Annotated in this window: 16 protein-coding genes; 11 read left to right on the forward strand and 5 right to left on the reverse strand. The window is 56.4% G+C overall.

Annotation, left to right across the window (positions count from 1 at the left end):
* Positions 1–92 precede the first annotated feature (92 nt).
* Complete coding sequence (eat, locus tag HA50_RS04485; RefSeq protein ID WP_084873057.1) at positions 93–1457, reverse strand: ethanolamine permease; 1365 nt, start codon at positions 1455–1457, stop codon at positions 93–95.
* Between the two features lie 263 nt (positions 1458–1720).
* Between eat and HA50_RS04490 the strand changes: the two genes are divergently transcribed.
* Both HA50_RS04490 and qhpR read left to right on the forward strand, forming a co-directional pair.
* Complete coding sequence (locus HA50_RS04490; RefSeq protein WP_084873059.1) at positions 1721–2725, forward strand: phosphotransferase enzyme family protein; 1005 nt, start codon at positions 1721–1723, stop codon at positions 2723–2725.
* 161 nt (positions 2726–2886) lie between these two features.
* Entirely contained in the window at positions 2887–3942 is a 1056-nt protein-coding gene (gene qhpR, locus HA50_RS04495; protein WP_084873061.1) for an AraC-like transcriptional regulator QhpR, read from the forward strand.
* On the opposite strand, the gene HA50_RS04500 is transcribed toward qhpR, so the two are convergent.
* Complete coding sequence (locus HA50_RS04500; RefSeq protein WP_084873063.1) at positions 3902–4330, reverse strand: cell envelope integrity TolA C-terminal domain-containing protein; 429 nt, start codon at positions 4328–4330, stop codon at positions 3902–3904. The genes qhpR and HA50_RS04500 overlap by 41 nt on opposite strands.
* A 151-nt stretch (positions 4331–4481) precedes the next feature.
* On the opposite strand from HA50_RS04500, the gene HA50_RS04505 reads away from it, so the two are divergent.
* The 3 genes from HA50_RS04505 to HA50_RS04515 are packed head-to-tail and all read left to right on the forward strand — an operon-like array spanning position 4482 to position 6183.
* Complete coding sequence (locus tag HA50_RS04505) at positions 4482–5159, forward strand: CsgG/HfaB family protein (RefSeq protein ID WP_084878330.1); 678 nt, start codon at positions 4482–4484, stop codon at positions 5157–5159.
* A gap of 11 nt (positions 5160–5170) precedes the next feature.
* Entirely contained in the window at positions 5171–5530 is a 360-nt protein-coding gene (locus tag HA50_RS04510; RefSeq protein WP_084873065.1) for a DUF4810 domain-containing protein, read from the forward strand.
* The gene (locus HA50_RS04515) at positions 5527–6183 is read left to right on the forward strand and encodes a DUF799 domain-containing protein (protein WP_084873067.1); all 657 of its coding nucleotides are present in this window, start codon (positions 5527–5529) and stop codon (positions 6181–6183) included. Before HA50_RS04510 ends, HA50_RS04515 begins: the two co-directional genes overlap by 4 nt.
* Before the next feature lie 60 nt (positions 6184–6243).
* Here the strand turns inward: HA50_RS04515 and HA50_RS04520 are convergent, their stop codons facing one another.
* Both HA50_RS04520 and sbcD read right to left on the reverse strand, forming a co-directional pair.
* Positions 6244–9792: an AAA family ATPase gene (locus HA50_RS04520; RefSeq protein ID WP_084873069.1), complete on the reverse strand. Its 3549-nt coding sequence runs from the start codon at positions 9790–9792 to the stop codon at positions 6244–6246.
* Entirely contained in the window at positions 9789–11006 is a 1218-nt protein-coding gene (sbcD, locus tag HA50_RS04525; RefSeq protein WP_084873071.1) for an exonuclease subunit SbcD, read from the reverse strand. Before sbcD ends, HA50_RS04520 begins: the two co-directional genes overlap by 4 nt.
* 283 nt (positions 11007–11289) lie before the next feature.
* Here sbcD and phoB point away from each other — a divergent pair, with 283 nt between their 5' ends.
* The 6 genes from phoB to proY all read left to right on the forward strand — a co-directional run bounded on the left by phoB (position 11290) and on the right by proY (position 18677).
* Positions 11290–11979, forward strand: a complete 690-nt coding sequence (gene phoB / locus HA50_RS04530; protein WP_003852491.1) for a phosphate response regulator transcription factor PhoB — start codon at positions 11290–11292, stop codon at positions 11977–11979.
* Positions 11980–11993: 14 nt separating this feature from the next.
* The gene (phoR, locus tag HA50_RS04535; protein ID WP_084873073.1) at positions 11994–13307 is read left to right on the forward strand and encodes a phosphate regulon sensor histidine kinase PhoR; all 1314 of its coding nucleotides are present in this window, start codon (positions 11994–11996) and stop codon (positions 13305–13307) included.
* 18 nt (positions 13308–13325) lie between these two features.
* Entirely contained in the window at positions 13326–14252 is a 927-nt protein-coding gene (locus HA50_RS04540) for a PstS family phosphate ABC transporter substrate-binding protein (RefSeq protein WP_084873075.1), read from the forward strand.
* Between the two features lie 175 nt (positions 14253–14427).
* On the forward strand, positions 14428–15534 hold the full coding sequence (locus tag HA50_RS04545; protein ID WP_084873078.1) for a cobalamin-independent methionine synthase II family protein: 1107 nt from the start codon (positions 14428–14430) through the stop codon (positions 15532–15534).
* 403 nt (positions 15535–15937) lie between these two features.
* Positions 15938–17257, forward strand: a complete 1320-nt coding sequence (brnQ, locus tag HA50_RS04550) for a branched-chain amino acid transporter carrier protein BrnQ (protein WP_084873080.1) — start codon at positions 15938–15940, stop codon at positions 17255–17257.
* Between the two features lie 67 nt (positions 17258–17324).
* Positions 17325–18677, forward strand: coding sequence for a proline-specific permease ProY (gene proY / locus HA50_RS04555; protein ID WP_084873082.1), 1353 nt, complete (start codon positions 17325–17327; stop codon positions 18675–18677).
* A 142-nt stretch (positions 18678–18819) separates the two neighbouring features.
* On the opposite strand, the gene HA50_RS04560 is transcribed toward proY, so the two are convergent.
* Positions 18820–20772 (reverse strand): acyltransferase family protein, encoded by a 1953-nt coding sequence (locus tag HA50_RS04560; protein ID WP_084873084.1) that lies wholly within the window; start codon positions 20770–20772, stop codon positions 18820–18822.
* Positions 20773–20785 lie beyond the last annotated feature (13 nt).

Consider the following 20785-nt stretch of genomic DNA (forward strand, 5'->3'; position numbering starts at 1 on the left):
TAGCGGCGTGATTTATCACGCGCCTTTTAGCCGGGGCACTTTTCCTGACTGAAAAACAGCGCGATAAATCGCGCCGCTACGTAATGTTGTTGCTATTCGCCCACCAGCATTGAATCCTGCGGGGCGTTGTCGCGTTGCGCTTTCGTGGCAAGGAAGTAGACATAGCCCACCGCCATAATCGCCACAAACAGGCCGCCAATCACCGGGTTAAACCACAGCATCGCCACCAGACACACCAGCGACAGCACCAGCGCGATACCCGGCACAATCGGATAGCCCGGTGCGCGGAAGCTGCGTTCCAAATCCGGCGCGGTGCGACGAAGTTTGAACAAACTCAGCATGCTCATCAGGTACATCACAATCGCGCCAAACACCGCCATGGTGATCATGGCTGCCGTCAGGCTCATACCTTGCAGGTTAATCCAGCCGTCACTGTAAATTGCCGCAATCCCAATCAGGCCACCGGCAATAATGGCACGATGCGGCGTCTGAAAGCGTGACAGTTTCGCCAGGCTTTGCGGCAGATAACCGGCACGCGCCAGCGCAAAGAATTGACGTGAATAGCCCAGAATAATGCCGTGGAAGCTGGCAACCAGGCCGAACAGGCCGATCCACACCAGCATATGCATCCAGTTAGAGTTTTCGCCGACGATCATCTTCATCGCCTGTGGCAGCGGGTCATTGATGTCCGACAGTTTGCGCCAGTCACCGGCACCGCCCGCCAGCAGCATCACGCCAATCGCTAAAACCACCAGGGTCAGAATGCCGGTGATGTAGGCTTTGGGGATGGTACGCTTCGGATCTTTCGCTTCTTCTGCTGCCATCGCCGCCCCTTCAATGGCGAGGAAGAACCAGATAGCAAACGGAATGGCGGCAAAAATGCCAGACACCGCAGGCATACCAAAATGTTCGCTGCCCGCCCAGCCGTTGGCGGCGAAATTGGCAATGCTGAAGCCGGGTGAGACCACGCCCATAAACACCAGCAGTTCCAGCACCGCCAGCACCGTAACCACCAGCTCAAACATCGCTGCCAGTTTCACGCCGAGAATATTCAGCGTCATAAACACCACATAAGCCCCGACCGCAGCGGTTTTGGGGTTGAGTTCCGGGTATTGCACATTGAGATAGGCACCAATCGCCATGGCGATGGCCGGGGGCGCGAACACGAACTCGATCAGGGTTGCCAGACCGGCAATCAGGCCACCGGTTTCACCAAAGGCGCGGCGGCTATAGGCAAACGGACCACCGGCATGCGGGATAGCGGTAGTCAGTTCGGTGAAGCTGAAAATAAAACAGGTGTACATGGTGGCGATCAGCGCCGTCGTAATGAGAAATCCCAGCGTCCCTGCTACGCCCCAGCCGTAACTCCAGCCGAAATACTCCCCGGAAATGACCAGGCCAACCGCGATACCCCAAAGATGCAGGGTTCCCAGGGTGGGTTTGAGCTTGCTCGTCATAATCTTATCCCCGTCGTTTTTGTTGAGTGCGGTAACTTCACCGCGCCGGTTTATCGTTTGCGCTACAGTGAAGGGGATAATGCCGCTGCCTCTTACGGGAAAACTTGACGCAGGCGCAGTGAGTTTTGTCCTCCACGGTCAACTCTGACGCAAGAAAAGTGCCAGATGCACGCTGCGGTCAACTTTGGGTCATCTGCGGTCAAGCAGTCAGGACGACGTCATCCCATGCTGATAACACTGTTGTCATCCCTGGAGCCTGATGAATGAGTGCCAAACAATCCGACACCCTGACAAATGCTGAAACCACCGTGCTGGCGCAACAGGCGCTGGCTTGCTATCCCGCCGCGCTACAGGGCGAGCTGAAGCTGCTGTGCCGTTCTGAAAATGCCACCTTCCTGGTGCTGGCAGGTGGCAAACGTTATGCGTTACGTCTGCATCGCCCGGACTACCACAGCAAAGCGGATATCCAGAGCGAGTTGTTGTGGCTGGATGCGCTGCGCGACACCGGCATCATGGTGCCGGAAGCGATCCCGGCCAGTGATGGCGAAACGGTGCTGTCGCTGCGCCTGCCGGATGGCGAAGTACGCCATGCGGTGCTGTTTCACTGGATCGAGGGCGATATGCCGACCACCGATGTCGATCCCAAAGCCTTCCAGCAGCTCGGTCACATCACCGCGCGGTTGCATCAGCACAGCAAACGCTGGCAGAAACCACAGGGCTTCCAGCGCATCATCTGGGATCATCACACCATGGTGAGCGATCACAGCCATTGGGGACGTTGGCAGGATGCCCCCAATCTGAACCCGGCCGATCATCCTGTTGTGCAACAGGCGATCGCCCGCGTGGGGCAGGAGTTACAGGATTTTGGCAAAGGTGAGGATCGTTATGGTTTGATCCATGCCGATCTGCGTCTTACCAACCTGCTGCTGCACAAAGGGGAAACCCGGGTGATCGATTTTGATGACTGCGGCCTCGGCTGGTATTTACACGATCTGGCGGCGGCGATCAGTTTTGTCGAGCATCATCCGCGCGCAGAAGAGTGGGTGGATAACTGGATCCGCGGCTACGAGCAGGTGGGGCACATCACTGATGCGGAAATGGCGCTGGTGCCCACCTTGCTGATCCAGCGTCGTATTCAACTTACCGCCTGGATGGGATCCCATGCGGAAACCGAAATGGCGCTGAGCCTCGGGCCGCGCTGGGCCGATCATTCAGTACGGCTGTGTCATCGCTATCTGGAGAACAGCCAGCTGCCTGTCGGGGCCTGATGCACCATCAGCGGGCGTGGCTGCGCTGTTACGGTGCTCGCCGCGTCCGCTATCCACCCTAATCGCCTCTTTTTCTGCGTTGCCCGCCTGGTACGAAAATTGCTGGATACGGTAATTCGATTCACTCCTGCGTATCCTGTGAGGTCAGCATGAATTCACTGATGAGACAGCCCGAGGCGTTCAACGCCTTGTCAGCGCATGCCAGTGCCAGTAACCGTGGCGTGCTGGCGGCAGCGGCCACTGGCCTGAGCGACTTCATTACCGGTAAAGGCGGTGATGTGGATCGCATCTTTGGCATCAGCGGCATTGATTCAGAATTGCTCGCCAGCCCAACCCTCAGTCTGGGTCTGGTTAACTATTGTCGCGTGATGGAAGAAGCGGCGCGACATTCCGGTTTTGATAACTTCGGTTTGCACTACGGCAGGCAGTTCAAACCGCAGTCATTAGGCCTGATTGGCTACATCGGCCTATGTTCGCCCACGCTGGAGCAGGCGCTGCACAACGTGGTGAATGCTTTTCCGTGGCACCAGCACGACACCCTGACGCGCCTGGTGGACAAAGGCGACTGCTGGCGGCTGGATTATCAGGTACGTCACGGGGCAATTCTGTCGCGTCGGCAGGATGCGGAGCTGACGCTCGGCATGTTTCTCAATCTGATCCGTCATGTGGCAGGGAAAAACTGGGCACCGCGCGAAGTTCACTTCGAGCATCCGCGCCCGGAGCAGTGGCATGAGCACTGCAAAGTTTTCGATGCGCCGGTGTGGTTCGAACAACCCTTCAACTCGTTATTGATCCCGAAACGCGATCTGTTACGTACCATGCCGGAACAGGATCCGATGCTGCTGATGGTGATGCAGGATGCTATCCGCCGTCTCAACAGCAGCGCCAGCCAGCAGAGCGTGGTGGAGCAGGCGCGTTCGCAGGTCAATCTGTCGCTGATTCAGGGCGAACCGGTGCTGGAGGAAATTGCCGACAAAATGGGGCTGTCGAGCTGGTCGTTACAGCGCCGTTTACGCGAAGAGGGCATCAGTTTCACCGCGCTGGTGGACAAGGTACGGTGCGAAATGGCCACCCATTATCTGCAACAGAAACAGCTGCCGATTTCCGAAATGGCGCTGTTGCTGGGGTATTCCGAAGTGAGCGCGTTTTCACGCGCGTTTCGTCGCTGGTTTGGTATCAGTCCGCGCCAATGGCGGCAAGATGGACTGGTAAATTAACCTGCTGCGGCGCAAAGCCAAACCACGCTGGCTGCCCACGATCGGGTGGCGGCGGTAATCCTTTCGACTGACCAATCAACTGCCAGGCACGCAGACACAGCGGCTCATCGCCCTGGGTCTGGGTGACGGCATAGCGCCCGCTTTTTTCCCACTCCAGCCGCACCAGGCAACGCTGACCCGCATAATGACTGGCATCGCGGAAATCATGTACCAGCTTCAACTGCATTTCATCAGCCCATTTGCAGGATGCACTCGTGGGTGACTTATCCGGCTGGCAGACATTGCTCGCCTCATCCCGTTGTTGTGATGAGGAATTCTGACAGGCGCTCAGCACCACCCCAATGGTTAGCAGGCCCAATAGTCCCGCCATTCTATTAATTAAATTCATTAATATGCCGTTGTTAACCCTAAAGATCTGATTGTGCCCTGCCGACAGTCTACAGACCGACTCTCTGAATGCTATGGCAATCGTCTTACTGTCGGAAAAACCAGAATTTGCCGCCCCGTGCGGTTTTCTCTTCTTTATTCATGGATCTGAAATGCAAAAAAAATATGCCTTCGCGGCACTCTCCTTGTTATCGGCAGCGCTGCTGAGTGGCTGTGCCACTGAGTCTTCGCGCGCCATTGAAGCCCCGCAGGTGCGGGCCGCCAGCCAACCGGCGTACCAGGGCGTGCGTAGCCCGATTGCAGTAGGTCAGTTTGATAACCGTTCGTCGTATATGAACGGCATCTTCTCTGATGGTGTGGATCGTCTGGGTAATCAGTCAAAAACCATTTTGATCACCCATTTGCAGCAGACCGGGCGTTTCAACGTGCTGGAACGCAGCAACCTGAAAGAGCTGCAGCAGGAAGCGAACTTTAAGCACAGCCAGCAAAACATCAAAGGGGCCAACTATATCGTCACCGGCGATATCACCGAGTTTGGTCGCAAAGAAGTGGGTGATCAGCAGCTGTGGGGCATTCTGGGTCGCGGTAAAACTCAGGTTGCTTACGCTAAGGTCAACCTCAATGTGGTCGACGTCAACACCTCAGAAGTGGTTTACAGCGCGCAGGGCGCGGGCGAATACCAGCTTTCCGCACGCGAAGTGATTGGTTTTGGCGGCACCGCCAGCTACGACTCGACGCTGAACGGCAAAGTGATGGATCTGGCGATCCGTGAAGCAGTCGATCATCTGGTTGACGGCATTACCAGCGGCGCATGGCGTCCGGCGAAATAAGGATATCCCCGATGAAATTGATCAAACTGAGTGCCGCGCTGATTGCTGCGGGCGTGCTGGCAGGCTGTGCACCGAAAGGGCCGGAACCGATTTACTACTGGGGCGACTACCAGCAGCAGATTTATAGCTACTACCAGAAAGATAAAGATCCGATGCAGCAGATTGATGCGCTGAATCTGGATATCGAAAAAGCCCGTTCGGTGAATAAACCGGTTGCCCCAGGTCTGCATGCGCAGCTGGGCCTGCTGTATGCCCAGACCGGCCAGACGGATAAAGCGTTCAGCCAGTTTGCTGCGGAGAAGCAGCAATTCCCGGAATCCGCCCCGTATATGGATTTTCTGATGAGTAAGAAAAAAGGAGCAACCCAGTGAACAAACTGATTGCAGGCTTCGCGGTTCTTACTGCGTTGCTGCTGACCGGCTGTGCGCCGCATAAAAAACCTTATGATTACAGCGCGTTTCGTGCCAGCAAACCGGCTTCGATTCTGGTGCTGCCAGCGGAAAACAAAGCGCCGGACGTCAATGCCGCGCACAGCTTCACTTCGCTGGTGACGCAGCCCCTGGCGGAAGCGGGTTATTACGTGTTCCCGGTGGCAGTGGTGGAAGAGACGTTCCAGCAGAACGGTCTGACCAATGGTCATGATATTCAGGCGGTAAGTACCCAGCGCCTGCACGATATTTTCCATGCTGACAGCGCACTGTATATTTCGATTACCGATTACGGTACCAGCTATTTAGTGGTGGACAGCAACACGAAGGTATCGGCATCGGCGCGTCTGGTGGATCTGCGTACCGGTAAGGAACTGTGGCAGGGCAGCGCCACTGCCAATGACGGCGAGAATGGTAACAACAATAACGGTAGCATCATCGGCATCCTGGTGTCGGCGGCGGTGAAACAAATCGCCAATAATGTCACCGATAAAGCGCACACCATTGCTGGTGTGACCAGCGCACGTTTGCTGGCGCAAAACGAAGATGGCGGCCTGCTGGCGGGACCGCGTCGTCCGGTAACGGCAGCGCGTTAAGTGATCGCAAAGGGAGCGGGGTAACCGCTCCCTTCCACACGAAAATCACGTCGCGACGGCTTATTCCCCTGGCAACTCCAGCTTGCTGTAACCCAGCCCGTTCATCTTACGCACCTTGATCTGCACTGGAATGCGTTCTTTCATCGCTTCCACATGGCTGATCACGCCGATGGTTTTGCCACTGGCATTTAGCGCATCCAGCGCATCGAGCGCGGCATCCAGCGTCTCGGCATCCAGCGTGCCGAAGCCTTCATCGAGAAATAACGATTCAATGCGCGTTTTATGGCTGACCAGATCGGACAGGGCCAGCGCCAGTGCCAGACTCACCAGAAAACTCTCGCCGCCTGACAGGGTACGGGTATCGCGGGTGGCATCGGCCTGCCAGGTATCCACCACATCCAGCTCCAGCTCATCGCTGGCGCGGCGTTGCAGCAAATAACGGCCATGCAGACGATCGAGCTGACGATTCGCCAGCCACACCAGATGATCGAGCGTCAGACCCTGCGCGAAACGGCGGAATTTGTCACCCTTGGCTGAGCCAATTAACTCATTGAGCTGGCTCCACTGTTGCAGCTCTGCTTCGTTGTCGCTGATTTGGCTCAACAGGGAATGCTGCTGCTGACGCAGATTGGCGTCACTTTGCAATTGTTGCTGTGCCTCGCCCTGATGGCGGGCATTGTCGCGCAGCGCCATACGCAGGTTTTCAAGCCTCGCATCAATATCCGCCGCCATCTCATCGCTCAGCGCTGCCGGGCGCTGCTGCTGGTGCGCGCTTAGCCGCTGTTCCAGCTGCTGGGTCAGGGTAATTTGCTGCTGCCGTTGTTGCTCCAGCGCCTGTAAATGCTGACGCAGTTGCAGCGCCTGATGCTCGTCGAGCAGCGCTGCCCGCAGTGCCGACTCGTCGGCGAAATCACTTTTCTGCAATGCACTGAGGAAGGTGCTTTCGGCGTCCTGTACCCGCGTGCTCAGCGTTTGCTGTTGCTGGTCGATTTGCGCTCGTTGCCCATTCAGGCTATGCAGCGTGCTTTGTGCCTGCTGCCAGGCCTGCAACTGCTGCGCCAGCTCCCGTTCACACTGCTGCATCAATTGCTGCTGCGCCTGGCGCTCGGCCTGTACCTGACGATCGCCAAACAGCTGCTGGCGTTGCTGCTGCTGTTCTGTCCGTTGCTGCTGTAGCCCGCTCAGTCCTTGTTGCAGGGTGTCCAGCCGCTGTTGTTCACGCGCATGGTTTTGTTGCAGGTTATGGTATTCACTGTCGGCTGTGGCGCGCTGCGGTTGCAGGGTAGTGAGTAACCGCTCACTCTCCTGCCATTTTTGCCAGCGCTGTTGCAACGCCGCCAGCCAGCTGGCGCGGCTATCACGGGCGGGCAGGGTGAGTTGATGCGGTGCCAGCTGCTGTTCAAGTTGCTGGCTTAATTGCTGCCAGGCCGCGCGCTCAGTTTCGCTGCGCTGGCTGAGATCGTTCAATGTCTGCTGGACGCTGGTAATCTGCTGCTGCGCCAGCTGCTGCTGTTGCAGATGTTCCAGCCATTCCCGTAGCTGGTTTTCCTGCTGATCCTGCTGCTGTTGCCAGCAGGTAACTTCATCCTGCTGCTCCAACGCAAAGGTGAGCGCCAACTCACCGATCAGTCGTTGCCACTGCTCAGTCAAGGTGGTGATTTGCTGCCCGATATCCTTGAGTTCCTGCTGCAACGCCTGCTGTTGCAGCAGCGACAGGCGTTGTTGCTCACCTTTAGCGGTGCCGGATTCCTTTAACTGAGTTTCCTGAGTTTGCAGTGCGACAAGCCGCTGCTGATTTTCACCGGGTTCCAGCTGCCGATATTCTTCGATAGCCGGATGCTGACAGGAGCCGCACAGCGGGCAGGGTTGGTCCGGCTGTAACCGGGCGCGTTCATCCGCCAGCCGGGCGATAGCGAGTTCCAAATCACAGATTTTCTGCACATCAATTCGCGCTTGATTGATGCGCTTCCACTCCTCGCGCAGCGCCTGTAAAACCTGTTCTTCCGCGTGATATTGCTGGGTTAACGCGTGCAGTTTCTGCTGGCGTTGTTGCTGTTGTGGCTGGAGCGAACGCCACTGCGCAGCCAGCAAGGATAGCTGCTGACGGGATGCACGCTGTGCCTGATGCTGTGTCAGCGCATCACGCACCTGACTGATATCATGTTGTGTCCCCAGCTCTGCCACTGGCTGCGCCGCATGCTGGCGGGCAGAGAAGGCTTGCTGTAGCTGGTCGAGCTGCTGTCGCTGCTGCTGCTGCTGGTTGCTCAACTGGGCGATTGCCTGCTCGCGCTCATCCAGTCGCGCAATGTCAGATTGCCAGCGCGACAGATGCTCGCCCCAGTCGGCGACACCAGCCTGTGCAGCTCGCCACTGCTGCTGCTCATCCCAGATCTGTTGTAAGCGTTCACTCTCCTGTTGCTGCTGGCTGAGTGCGGTTGCGCTTTGTTGCAGCAGCTGTTGCTGCTGGGCTAGCTGACGTTGTTGCTCGGTGATCTGCTGTTGCAGGGTGGCGATTTGTTGATCAAGCGGGATGACCTGCTCTGTCAGCAAGGTTTCCAGTTGCTGTTGTCCGGCCTGCGCCTGATCTCGCGCTTGCTGAGCCGCCTGATAACGCACTTCACCCTGCTGCTGAGCGCCGAGCGCCTGTTGCTGCTGCTCCAGTAACTGCTGTGATTGCTGCGTCAGTGCCGCCAGTTCCTGGCGCAACTGTTCCCGCTGTTGCAGCTTATCGCGCAGTTTTTCCGCCGGTTCGGCGCGTGCCAGTCGCTGGCGTTCCGGTTCCGCCTGCTGCCAGGCACTTTCTGCGTTTTGCAGCGCCTGTTGCGCCTGCTGCTGCTCATTGCCCAATTGCCGGGACTGAGTTAACCACTGCTGCTGTTGCTGGGTGGCGGTTAGCTGCTGGTTGAGCGCCAGTTCGCTGGCGCTGAGTTGTTCCAGTTGCGTGGTCAGCTCTGCCCGCCGGGCGTCATCCAGCAGCACCATGCCACCGGCACGGGCGCGCAGGGTATCCAGATCGGTGCGCGCGGTTTTGTAACGCTCAAAAATCTGCATCGAGATTTGTCCATAGATCTCGGTGCCGGTCAGCTCTTCCAGCAGTTCGGCGCGTTCGCCGGGTTTAGCGTTGAGGAAGGCAGCAAATTGTCCCTGCGACAACATCATCGATCGGGTAAATCGGGCGAAGTCGAGGCCAGATAAGCTTTCAATCAGCCTGAGTTTGTCACCGACTTTATCGGCGACGATTTGGTTATCAGCGCAGCGTGCCAGTTCAACACGCGGAGCCTGCAATTTGCCATCGGCCTGACCCCGGGCGCGGTTCTGGCTCCAGAAGGCGCGCCAGGCTTCACCTTTGATTTCAAACTCCACCTCGGCCAGACATTCGCTGGCATCGCGGGTGATAAGTTCGTTCTGGGTTTGTGACAACACGCCGAGGCGGGGTGTCTGGTGATAAAGTGCCAGACAGATAGCATCCAGCAGGGTGGTTTTACCCGCCCCGGTGGCACCGGTGATGGCGAACAGGCCATTGCTGGCAAAAGGCTCACGACGAAAATCGATAAACCACTCACCGCGCAGGGCGTTGAGGTTTTTAAAACGCAGCGTCAGGATTTTCATGCAGAAGGATTCTCCAGCGCGGCAAGGGTAGTGCGAAACAGTTGGGTGAGCCGGGCAGCCTGTTCCGTATCCAGATCTTCTTCCAGCGCCAGACGACGGGCAAACACCTCTTCAACCTGCAATTCACTCAGGGTTTCATTATCCAGCCTGGCGAGGCTGCGGCTACGTTGCTCGCGGCTGCGGCGTACCAGTAGCACTTCCACCGGTAAACCTTCTGTCAGTTGCTCAATCCGCCGTTGCAAATCGCTGAGATGTTCCTGGGTGGTGATTTCAATGTCCAGCCACACCGGTTGTGATGCATCGTTAGTTTTAAAGGCGGCCAGCTGTTGTTCAATCTCCGCCAGCGAACCTTTGAGCATTTGCATGGGCTGAAACAGGGGAATGGTCAGCGGTGTCACGGTATCGAGGCCCACGCTGAAATCAAGCAGGAACACGCTCTTATCGCGGCCCAGCTCATCAAAACTCAGCGGGATGGGGGAGCCGCTGTAGCGAATATGGTCGCTGTCGGCAATGCGTTGTGCACGATGGATATGGCCGAGGGCGATATAATCCGCGGCGGGAAAGGCCTGGGCCGGGAAGGCATCCAGGGTGCCGATATAGATATCGCGTACCGAATCACTTTTAGTCACCCCCACGGTAGTGAGATGCCCGGTGGCGATAATCGGCAATTGGCCGCCCAATGCCGTACGCTGTGCCTCAGCGGCGGCAAAGCAGTGCTGATAATGTTGCTCGATGGCTTCCAGCAGCGAAAGCTGTTTTTCCCGCCCGGATTGTCCGGCCTGGCTGCGCAGAATATCGCGCGGACGCAGATAAGGGATGGCGCACAGCACCGCGCCTGGCGAGCCGTCACGCTGTTTCAGCGTCAGGATCTGCTGCTCGCCGTGTGGCGTCGCGCTGGTGATCACCTGGGTATTCAGGCAGGCAAGCAGCTCACGGGATTCATTCAGCGTCGCCACTGAATCGTGATTACCGGCCAGTACAATCAGCTGGCAACCGCTGGCCTGTAAGGCCACTACAAAGCGGTTAAACATTTCACGGGCATAACTCGGGGGGGAGCCGGTATCAAACAGGTCACCGGCGATAATCAGCGCATCCACCTGATGCAGCTCAATTTGCTGGCGCAGCCAGTCGAGAAAGGCCTGATGCTCCGCCGCGCGACTTTTGCTATAAAAGAACTGGCCCAGATGCCAGTCCGCCGTATGAATGATGCGCATGGATGCTCCCTGCCAGATTTCGCGTTGGGCGATTATATACGGATGGGGCTGTCACTGACATGCGTATTAGCCGTTCACTTTCGCTGGGAAAAAAATCATTTTTTCTTAATAGTTACCTGAGAAGCATATTCATATGCTACCCGCTGAAAATCCTGTTTCTGCTGTCACATTTCTGTTTTTATACTCCAGGCTACCCGTTGGTTTTTTCATAAAAGTGTCATAAAACTGACGCATAATGACGCCGCAAATCTCAGTGACAGCCGTCATATCAGCAGGAGTAATAATGGCTAAGCGCATTTTGGTTGTGGAAGACGAAGCTCCCATCCGTGAAATGTTATGTTTCGTGCTGGAACAGAACGATTACCAGCCGATTGAGGCAGAAGATTATGACAGCGCAGTAGGGAAGCTGATTGAACCCTGGCCAGATTTGATTTTGCTGGACTGGATGTTACCTGGTGGTAGCGGTATCCAGTTTATCAAACACCTGAAGCGTGAAGCCATGACGCGGGATATCCCGGTGATGATGCTGACGGCGCGTGGTGAAGAGGAAGATCGCGTACGGGGTCTGGAAGTGGGCGCGGATGATTACATCACCAAACCTTTCTCCCCCAAAGAACTGATGGCCCGTATCAAAGCGGTGATGCGCCGTATTTCACCGATGGCGGTGGAAGAGGTGATTGAGATGCAGGGACTGAGCCTGGATCCGTCATCGCACCGCGTGATGTCAGAAACCACGCCGCTGGAAATGGGACCGACTGAATATAAACTACTGCACTTCTTTATGACGCACCCGGAACGCGTTTACAGCCGCGAACAGCTGCTGAACCATGTCTGGGGCACCAATGTGTATGTCGAAGATCGTACTGTCGATGTGCATATCCGTCGTTTACGTAAAGCGCTGGAGGTCTCCGGCCACGACCGCATGGTACAAACCGTACGCGGAACAGGGTATCGTTTCTCTGCCCGCTACTAAACGGAGTTTATACCGTGCTGGAACGACTCTCCTGGAAGAGATTATTGACCGAGCTGGTGCTGGCTTGTCTGCCAGCACTGATTATCGGTTTGCTGTTTGGTTATCTTCCCTGGCTGCTGCTGGCTACGGTACTGGGCGTGCTGTTATGGCACTTCTGGAACCTGATGCGGCTGTCGCACTGGCTGTGGGTTGATCGATCCATGACGCCACCCGGCGGGCGTGCCAGCTGGGAACCGTTGTTTTACGGCCTGTATCAAATGCAGCTGCGCAACCGCCGCCGCCGCCGTGAGTTGGGCAATCTGATCAAACGCTTTCGCAGTGGTGCGGAATCGTTGCCGGATGCGGTCGTGCTGACCACGGAAGAGGGCGCCATTTTCTGGTGTAACGGTCTGGCGCAGCAGCATCTCGGTCTGCGCTGGCCGGAAGATAACGGCCAGAACATCCTCAACCTGCTACGTTATCCTGAGTTCTCCCGCTATATTCGCCAGCGTGATTTCAACAAACCCCTGACCCTGGTGCTGAATAATCAACATCACATGGAGTTTCGCGTGATGCCTTACAGCGAAGGACAGTGGTTGATGGTGGCGCGTGATGTCACGCAAATGCACCAGCTGGAAGGCGCACGGCGTAGCTTCTTTGCCAACGTCAGCCATGAACTGCGCACGCCGCTCACCGTGCTGCAAGGCTATCTCGAAATGATGAACGATTCGGTAATGAACGAACGTTCCCGCCACAAAGCGTTGCAAACCATGCAGGAGCAAACCCGGCGTATGGATAGCCTGGTGAAACAACTGCTGACGCTATCGCGCATTGAAGCCGCTCCCGCCATTGATCTGAAAGAGACGGTTGACGTGCCAACCATGCTGCTGCTGTTGCAGCGTGAGGCGGAAACCCTCAGCCAGGGGCGACACGAGATTCACTTCCACACTGACCCGCACCTCAAAGTGCTCGGCAATGATGAGCAACTGCGTAGCGCAATCTCCAATCTGGTGTACAACGCGGTGAACCATACGCCGGAAGGGACGCGGATTGATATCAGCTGGCTGCGGAGTAAGCAGGGCGCGGAGTTTAAGGTGTGCGATAACGGGCCGGGTATCAGTGCTGAACATCTGCCCCGTCTCACTGAACGTTTTTATCGGGTGGATAAAGCACGTTCTCGCGCCACCGGGGGAAGCGGGCTGGGACTGGCGATCGTGAAACATGCTCTCGGCCACCACAATACGCGGCTTGAGATCAGCAGTGTGCCGCATCAGGAGACGAGCTTCAGCTTTATCCTGCCAGCAAGGTTGATTGTCGCCAGTGGGATACGGGAGAATGTGGCGCAATAACTGTCACGGAAATCCCGCATGAAATCGTTGCTGCTGTTCATTTTGCTGTCGTTCTCTGTCCTGGCACAGGGGCAACAAACCATGCTGGCTGGCAATCTGAGTAGTGTGGGTTCCGATACCCTCGGTTATCTGATGACCTTGTGGGGTGAGGATTTCAGCCGCCAGTCACCCGGTGTGAATGTGCAGGTGCAGGCAGCAGGATCGTCAACGGCTCCTACGGCGCTGGCCGCCGGGGCGGCGCAACTCGGTCCGATGAGCCGGCCAATGCAGGCAGATGAGCGTCAGCTGTTTACCACGCGCTATGGCTACCCGCCGCTGGCAGTGCCGGTGGCAATGGATGCGCTGGTGGTGGTGGTAAATCAGGACAACCCGCTGACGCACATCGAACCGCAGCAGCTCGATGCGTTGTTTTCGGTGACGCGTTTATGTGGTGCACCGCAGGCTGCACAGCGCTGGGGCGATGTGGGGCTGAAGCTTCCCGGCTGGGAAACGCGCAGCATCCAGCGTTATGGACGCAACTCCGCTTCCGGCACCTGGGGTTTCTTCAAGCAGCAGGTGCTGTGCAAAGGCGATTTTCGTGCCGATGTGTCCGAATTTCCCGGTTCCGCAGCCGTGGTGCAAGCCGTAGCGGCGACGCCCAACAGCATCGGTTATGCCAGCTTTGGTTTTCATCTGAGCGGGGTAAAAACCTTACCGGTGGTGACCGCCAGCGGCGACAGCGTGATGCCCGATGCGGAGTCTATTCGCAGCGGACGTTATCCGTGGTCACGTCCTCTTTATATTTACGTTAACAAAGCGCCGGGCAAACCTTTGCCACCGCTGGTATCCGCGTTCCTGCATCAGGTATTGTCGCCACAGGGGCAGCGCCGCGTGAGCGAAGCGGGCTACCTGCCGCTGTCAGATAGCCAGATGGCGCTGGCGCGGGCGGCCATTGAAGGGAATTGAAGAACGAACATCGCATCATGAATTTTCTTCATGTCACCTGAATTTTCTTCGTTTGCCCAATCTCACTCAGCATGTCACTCTCCTTGGCCATATAGCCATCCAGATGGCTAAAGATAACCGGACGAAATTATTACCTGACGCAACCATGCGTTTACGGCTTTAGCCAGGAGTGATCATGCAACGAGTTACCGCCCCGTTCCGTGCCGATACTGTCGGCAGTTTTCTACGTCCCGCTGCGATCAAGCAGGCGCGTGAGCAGTTTGCTCAGGGTGAGATTGATGCCGCCCAGCTGCGTCAGGTAGAAGATGATGCCATCCGCCATGTGGTGGAGCAGCAGCGTGCCAACGGCCTGAAAGTGGTGACTGATGGTGAATTCCGTCGCGCCTGGTGGCACTTCGACTTCTTTGACGGCCTGCTGGGTGTGGAGCGTTACGAAGCCGAGCAGGGCATTCAATTCAACGGCGTGCAGACCAAAGCGCGTGGCGTTAAAGTGACCGGCAAAGTGGCGTTTAACCCCCATCACCCGATGCTGGAACATTTCCGCTTCCTGCAAAGCATTGCCGGTGATGCGGTGCCGAAGATGACCATCCCCAGCCCGAGTGTGCTGCACTTCCGTGGTGGTCGTAAAGTGATCGATGCCACCGTCTATCCGGATCTGAAAGACTATTTCGCCGATCTGGCGCAAACCTACAAAGATGCCATCAAGGCGTTTTACGCTGCGGGCTGCCGTTATCTGCAACTGGATGATACCGTCTGGGCTTACCTGTGCTCGATGGATCAGCAACAGCAGATCCGTGAACGTGGTGAAGATCCACAGGAACTGGCGCACATCTACGCTCAGGTGCTGAATACGGCGCTGGAAGGTAAACCGGCGGATCTGACAGTGGGCCTGCATGTCTGTCGCGGCAACTTCCGTTCCACCTGGATCTCGGAAGGCGGCTATGAGCCGGTGGCTGAAATCCTGTTTGGCGGTGTGAATATCGATGCTTTCTTCCTCGAATATGACAACGAGCGTTCAGGTGGTTTTGAGCCGCTGCGTTTTATCAAGCCGGGCCATCAGCAGGTGGTACTGGGCCTGATTACCACCAAAACCGGTGAACTGGAGGATCCGGCACAGGTGAAAGCGCGTTTGCAGGAAGCGGCGCAATTCGTCAGCCTGGAGCAGATTTGTCTCAGCCCGCAGTGTGGTTTTGCTTCCACCGAAGAGGGCAACAGCCTGAGCGAAGAGCAGCAGTGGCAAAAAATTCGCCTCGTGGTCGACATCGCAAATCAGGTGTGGTGATGCTGTAAAGTTGTGCAAACAGGCGCGTAAATCGCGCCTTTTGTGCATGTAAAAGGCGGGTTTTGCGCGGATTTCTCTCGCGCTGTGGAAAGTTTCAGCAAATCATCTGATGCGTTATCGACCTTATCTATACTGATTCACTGCTTTTTACCTGATTCGTGATATATCCTTCTGGTTTTCCGATCCCGTATTGCCTTTCTTCGCTATAAACGTTTTACTACGGCCCGTTGTCAATCCATCCCTCTGTGAACAGAAGAAAAGCAGTTTAAATCACCTGCGCTTTGAGTATACGGCGAGCATAACGCACTGGCATTGCCTGATAAGTCGTTGTTTTTAGCGCGGTCAGGGGACAACACGAACCCAACTTCCACCGCAACATCAGTTACAGGCAGTACAGAAGTTTATGACATATCGTTTAACCCCGAAGGATATCCTCGCGCTGGGCTTCATGACGTTTGCCCTGTTTGTCGGCGCAGGAAACATCATTTTCCCACCAATGGTCGGTATTCAGTCTGGCGAACACGTCTGGACTGCCGCGATTGGTTTTCTGATTACCGCGGTAGGTCTGCCGGTGATGACCGTCATCGCCCTGGCGCGTGTTGGCGGCGGTATCGATGCCCTTAGCTCGCCGATTGGCAAAGCTGCCGGTCTGCTGCTGGCGACCGTGTGCTATCTGGCTGTTGGCCCGCTGTTCGCGACGCCGCGTACCGCAACCGTATCCTTTGAAGTGGGCATTGCCCCGCTGACCGGTGATGGCGCGCTGCCGCTGTTTATCTACAGCCTGATCTACTTCTCGCTGGTGATCGTCATTTCCCTCTATCCGGGCAAATTGCTGGATACCGTGGGCCATTTTCTTGCGCCACTGAAAATTGTTGCGCTGACGGTGCTGGGCATCGCCGCGCTGCTGTGGCCAGCCGGTGGTCTTTCTCCGGCGACGGCGGATTATCAGCGTGCTGCCTTCTCCAGCGGTTTTGTTAACGGCTATCTGACCATGGATACGCTGGGCGCGCTGGTGTTCGGTATTGTTATCGTCAACGCTGCCCGTTCACGCGGTGTGGAAGATGCGCGCCTGCTGACCCGTTACACCATGCTGGCCGGAATCATCGCCGGTGTCGGTCTGACGCTGGTTTATCTCTGCCTGTTCAAGCTGGGTTCAGACAGCGGCGCGATTGTTGATCAGAATGCCAACGGCGCGGCGATTCTGCATGCTTATGTACAACAGACTTTCGGTGGCATGGGTAGCTTCTTCCTGGCTGCGCTGATCTTCGTGGCCTGTATGGTGACGGCTGTTGGCCTGACCTGTGCCTGTGCAGAATTTTTTGCGCAATACCTGCCGTTATCGTATAAAGCCCTGGTCTTTATCCTCGGTCTGTTCTCTATGGTGGTGTCGAACCTCGGCCTGAGCCATCTGATCCAGATTTCGATTCCGGTGCTGACGGCCATTTATCCGCCGTGCATCGTGCTGGTAGTGCTGAGCTTCACCCTGAGCTGGTGGAACAAAAGCAGCCGCATTATCGCTCCGGCGATGCTGGTCAGCCTGCTGTTCGGTATTATTGATGCCATCAAAACCACCAGTTTTAAAGACGCGCTGCCGTTATTCAGTCAGCACCTGCCGCTGGCCGATCAGGGACTTTCCTGGTTGCCGCCTTCGCTGGTGATGCTGCTGATCGCGGCGGTGGTGGATCGCGTAAAAGGACGCGAACAAGTCGCCGTTCACCAGTAAGCGACATTGCTGTTAATTTCGACCACGGGCCTGCCCGTGGTTTTTTCATTTGCAAGGTACTGTTGTTATGCAAGAAACCAATAAGCTCAAACGCGGACTGAGCACGCGCCATATCCGTTTTATGGCGCTGGGGTCAGCGATCGGCACCGGGCTGTTTTATGGCTCGGCTGATGCCATCAAAATGGCCGGTCCCAGCGTGTTGCTGGCGTACATCATTGGCGGCGCGGTGGCGTATGTGATCATGCGTGCGCTGGGTGAGATGTCGGTCAACAATCCGCAGGCCAGTTCATTTTCGCGCTATGCGCAGGATTATCTTGGCCCGCTGGCCGGTTACATCACTGGCTGGACTTATTGCTTCGAGATTCTGATTGTGGCGATCGCCGACGTGACGGCTTTTGGTATCTACATGGGGGTGTGGTTCCCCGAGGTTCCGCACTGGATTTGGGTGCTGAGCGTGGTGCTGATTATCGGCGCAATCAACCTGATGAGTGTGAAGGTGTTTGGTGAAGTGGAGTTCTGGTTCTCCTTCTTCAAAGTCGCCACCATTATCGTGATGATTCTCGCCGGTTTCGGCATGATCTTCTGGGGCATTGGCAACGGTGGGCAGCCAACCGGTATCCATAATCTGTGGACCAACGGCGGCTTCTTTGCGCATGGCGTGGTGGGGATGTTGCTGTCGTTGCAGATGGTGATGTTTGCCTACGGCGGGATTGAAATCATCGGTATCACTGCCGGTGAAGCGAAGGATCCGGAGAAGTCGATTCCGCGCGCCATCAACTCGGTACCCTGGCGTATTCTGGTGTTCTACGTGGGTACGCTGTTTGTGATTATGTCGATCTACCCGTGGAATCAGGTCGGTACTTCTGGCAGTCCCTTTGTGCTGACCTTCCAGCATCTCGGTATTGCCGCAGCGGCGTCGATCCTCAACTTCGTGGTGCTGACTGCCTCCCTGTCAGCGATCAACAGTGACGTATTTGGTGTCGGACGTATGCTGCACGGCATGGCGCAGCAGGGCCATGCACCGAAGATGTTTATGAAGGTCTCAGAACGCGGCATTCCGTGGGTCACGGTGCTGGTGATGATGCTTGCCATGCTGGTGGCGGTCTATCTCAACTACCTGATGCCGGAGAAAGTCTTTCTGGTGATCGCCTCACTGGCGACCTTTGCTACCGTCTGGGTATGGATCATGATTCTGCTGTCGCAGATTGCCTTCCGCCGCAAGATTAGCCCGCAGGAAGTGGGTAAGCTGAAGTTTGCCTTACCCGGTGGCAGTGCCACGGCGTGGGTTGGGGTGGTGTTCCTTGCCTTTATCATCGCCCTGATTGGTTACTTCCCGGATACACGCGTGTCGCTGTATGTCGGTTTTGCCTGGATAGTGCTGCTGATGCTGGCATGGCCGCTGGCGAAGCGAAATAAATAATAAATTGGGCGGCCTGGGCCGCCCAATTTTATTTAGGGGTTAGCGGCGCGATTATCGCGTTGTTTTTGTTTTGTCCAGTGACGGTGTATACCCGCCCCGGCATTGCGCGATAAATCGCGCCGCTACGTATTTTTGTGGTTTCTCACCAGTTCTTTCCTAACGCAATCTCGCCGCCATAGGGGCTGAGATGGTTGTTGTCGTAATACAACGGCAATCCGCCATTGGCAAACAGGCAACCATGGTCATTACAAAGATTTTCACGCAAAGACAGCACCCGCACGCCCTGCTGTGCATAGCTTTGCAGCAATTTGTCCACCGCCGCTTCCGGGTACTGGAAGAGTTTGGTGCGTGCCGTGCTCAATGGCGGGGTATCCCAGCGTCCCAGCCAGTCGCTCAGTTCACGACGAATCGGGATATTACGGTTGTTGCTGTAGCGCAGGGGATCGATATCCAGCGATGGGGCATCCTCAATGATGGTGACTTTCTTCCCGGCCTGTTGCAGTGCCGCAACCACCTTATCCATACCGAATTTTAACGCCTCCAGATTGCTTTTTTCCGGATGCGCCAGCTCACGAAAACCGGAGCCAGGCAGGATGCTCATACCGGATGCCCAGTAAGCACTGATCACCACTTCATCAATCTTGTCACTCAGCACCATTTTCAGTACTTCGCGATTAAAATCGACGCACTGCTGGGCATGGGCGGGTTCCTGAACCACCACCCGTGTCACATCAATGAAAAACGGACAGGAGGCTTTGGTTAGCTGAAACAGCGGCTTGTGCTGGCGCAACGCATAACCCGCGACCGAGGTGCGCAGCGCGGCGGCATGGCTATCGCCGATTAAGGCAATACCCGGTTGATCGGTGTCCGGATGGCATTGCGCATTCAATGACGGGAAATTAGCGCCGTAGTCCAGCAGACAAGGGTTGCGCTGCGCTGAAATTTTCCACGACTCACCGTTGACCACCTGTTCGCTGACGCGATACTTCAGGCCGCCGGTTTGCCACAGGATCACCATCGCCCCGGCGGCCAGCAGTGAGGAGGCGCAGTAAACCGGGATCACCAGGCGGGTGGCGCGCTGCGGATGACGGAAAGGTTGCTCGACAAAGCGCCAGGAGATCCAGGCAATCAGTAATGCCAGGGCGCTAATGGTCAGGCCCTGCCAAACCGTTAACGGATGATCGCTACAAATGCGCGCCAGGCTGAGCAGCGGCCAGTGCCATAAATACCAGGAGTAGGAGACGGTGCCGATAAAGCGCATGACGCGGTTTTCCAGCAGCAGCTGGTTCAGGCGACCGCGCGCGCCGATCATCAGGCAACCTGCCGCCACCGGAATCATCGCCAGCCAGCCGGGGAAGTCACTGTTGTTGGCCAGCAGCATGGCGGAGGCCACAATCAGCAGCCAGCCGAGCAGATTACACAAGTTAGCGGCGCGTCCCTGTATTGGCTGTGGTTGCCACAGCGCCAGCAGCACCCCGGCACCCAGCTCCCAGGCGCGGGTCGGCAGCAGATAGAACGCACGGGTGCTGTTAACCGGGGTCATCCACAGGCAGGCGATTAACGAGGCGATGCTGATCAGCAGAATCACCGCTGGCATGGAGCGTTTGAAGCGTGCGGTCAGCAGCAAAATAAAGGGCAACACCACGTAGAACTGTTCTTCGATGCCGAGTGACCAGGTCATCAGCAGCGGGTTTAAATCGGAATCGGTGCTGAAGTAGTCACCACTTTTCATCAGCAGCATGTTGGGTACGGAAATAAATACCGCTACGCTATATTTTGCCAGCTGGCTGAATTCGAGCGGGGAAAGCAGGAGGTAGCCGAGTAATAGCAGGATCGCCATCATAAAAAACAATGCCGGGGCGATACGTCGGATACGTCGTAAGTAGAATTGATAAAAGGAGAAACGCGCTTCGGTTATTTCCCGGCTGATAATGCCACCAATTAAAAAGCCAGAAATAACAAAGAAGATATCTACGCCAATAAAACCGCCGGGCAGGAAGGTCACACCTGAATGGAACAACACCACTGATAAAATCGCGACGGCGCGCAGGCCGTCAATATCCGCGCGATAACCGAAATTACCCGATTTGGTCATAAGGCCACCCGTT

This window comes from Pantoea cypripedii (genome assembly GCF_002095535.1).
GTDB classification, from domain to species: Bacteria; Pseudomonadota; Gammaproteobacteria; order Enterobacterales; family Enterobacteriaceae; genus Pantoea; species Pantoea cypripedii.

Bases quoted from the DNA above. Each gene is read 5' to 3' on its own strand.
- qhpR (WP_084873061.1), top strand. From the start codon at position 2,887: ATGAGACAGCCCGAGGCGTTCAACGCCTTGTCAGCGCATGCCAGTGCC.
- proY (WP_084873082.1), top strand. From the start codon at position 17,325: ATGCAAGAAACCAATAAGCTCAAACGCGGACTGAGCACGCGCCATATC.
- HA50_RS04505 (WP_084878330.1), top strand. From the start codon at position 4,482: ATGCAAAAAAAATATGCCTTCGCGGCACTCTCCTTGTTATCGGCAGCG.
- brnQ (WP_084873080.1), top strand. From the start codon at position 15,938: ATGACATATCGTTTAACCCCGAAGGATATCCTCGCGCTGGGCTTCATG.
- HA50_RS04500 (WP_084873063.1), bottom strand. From the start codon at position 4,330: ATGAATTTAATTAATAGAATGGCGGGACTATTGGGCCTGCTAACCATT.
- HA50_RS04520 (WP_084873069.1), bottom strand. From the start codon at position 9,792: ATGAAAATCCTGACGCTGCGTTTTAAAAACCTCAACGCCCTGCGCGGT.
- HA50_RS04510 (WP_084873065.1), top strand. From the start codon at position 5,171: ATGAAATTGATCAAACTGAGTGCCGCGCTGATTGCTGCGGGCGTGCTG.
- eat (WP_084873057.1), bottom strand. From the start codon at position 1,457: ATGACGAGCAAGCTCAAACCCACCCTGGGAACCCTGCATCTTTGGGGT.
- HA50_RS04545 (WP_084873078.1), top strand. From the start codon at position 14,428: ATGCAACGAGTTACCGCCCCGTTCCGTGCCGATACTGTCGGCAGTTTT.
- phoB (WP_003852491.1), top strand. From the start codon at position 11,290: ATGGCTAAGCGCATTTTGGTTGTGGAAGACGAAGCTCCCATCCGTGAA.
- sbcD (WP_084873071.1), bottom strand. From the start codon at position 11,006: ATGCGCATCATTCATACGGCGGACTGGCATCTGGGCCAGTTCTTTTAT.
- HA50_RS04560 (WP_084873084.1), bottom strand. From the start codon at position 20,772: ATGACCAAATCGGGTAATTTCGGTTATCGCGCGGATATTGACGGCCTG.
- HA50_RS04540 (WP_084873075.1), top strand. From the start codon at position 13,326: ATGAAATCGTTGCTGCTGTTCATTTTGCTGTCGTTCTCTGTCCTGGCA.
- HA50_RS04490 (WP_084873059.1), top strand. From the start codon at position 1,721: ATGAGTGCCAAACAATCCGACACCCTGACAAATGCTGAAACCACCGTG.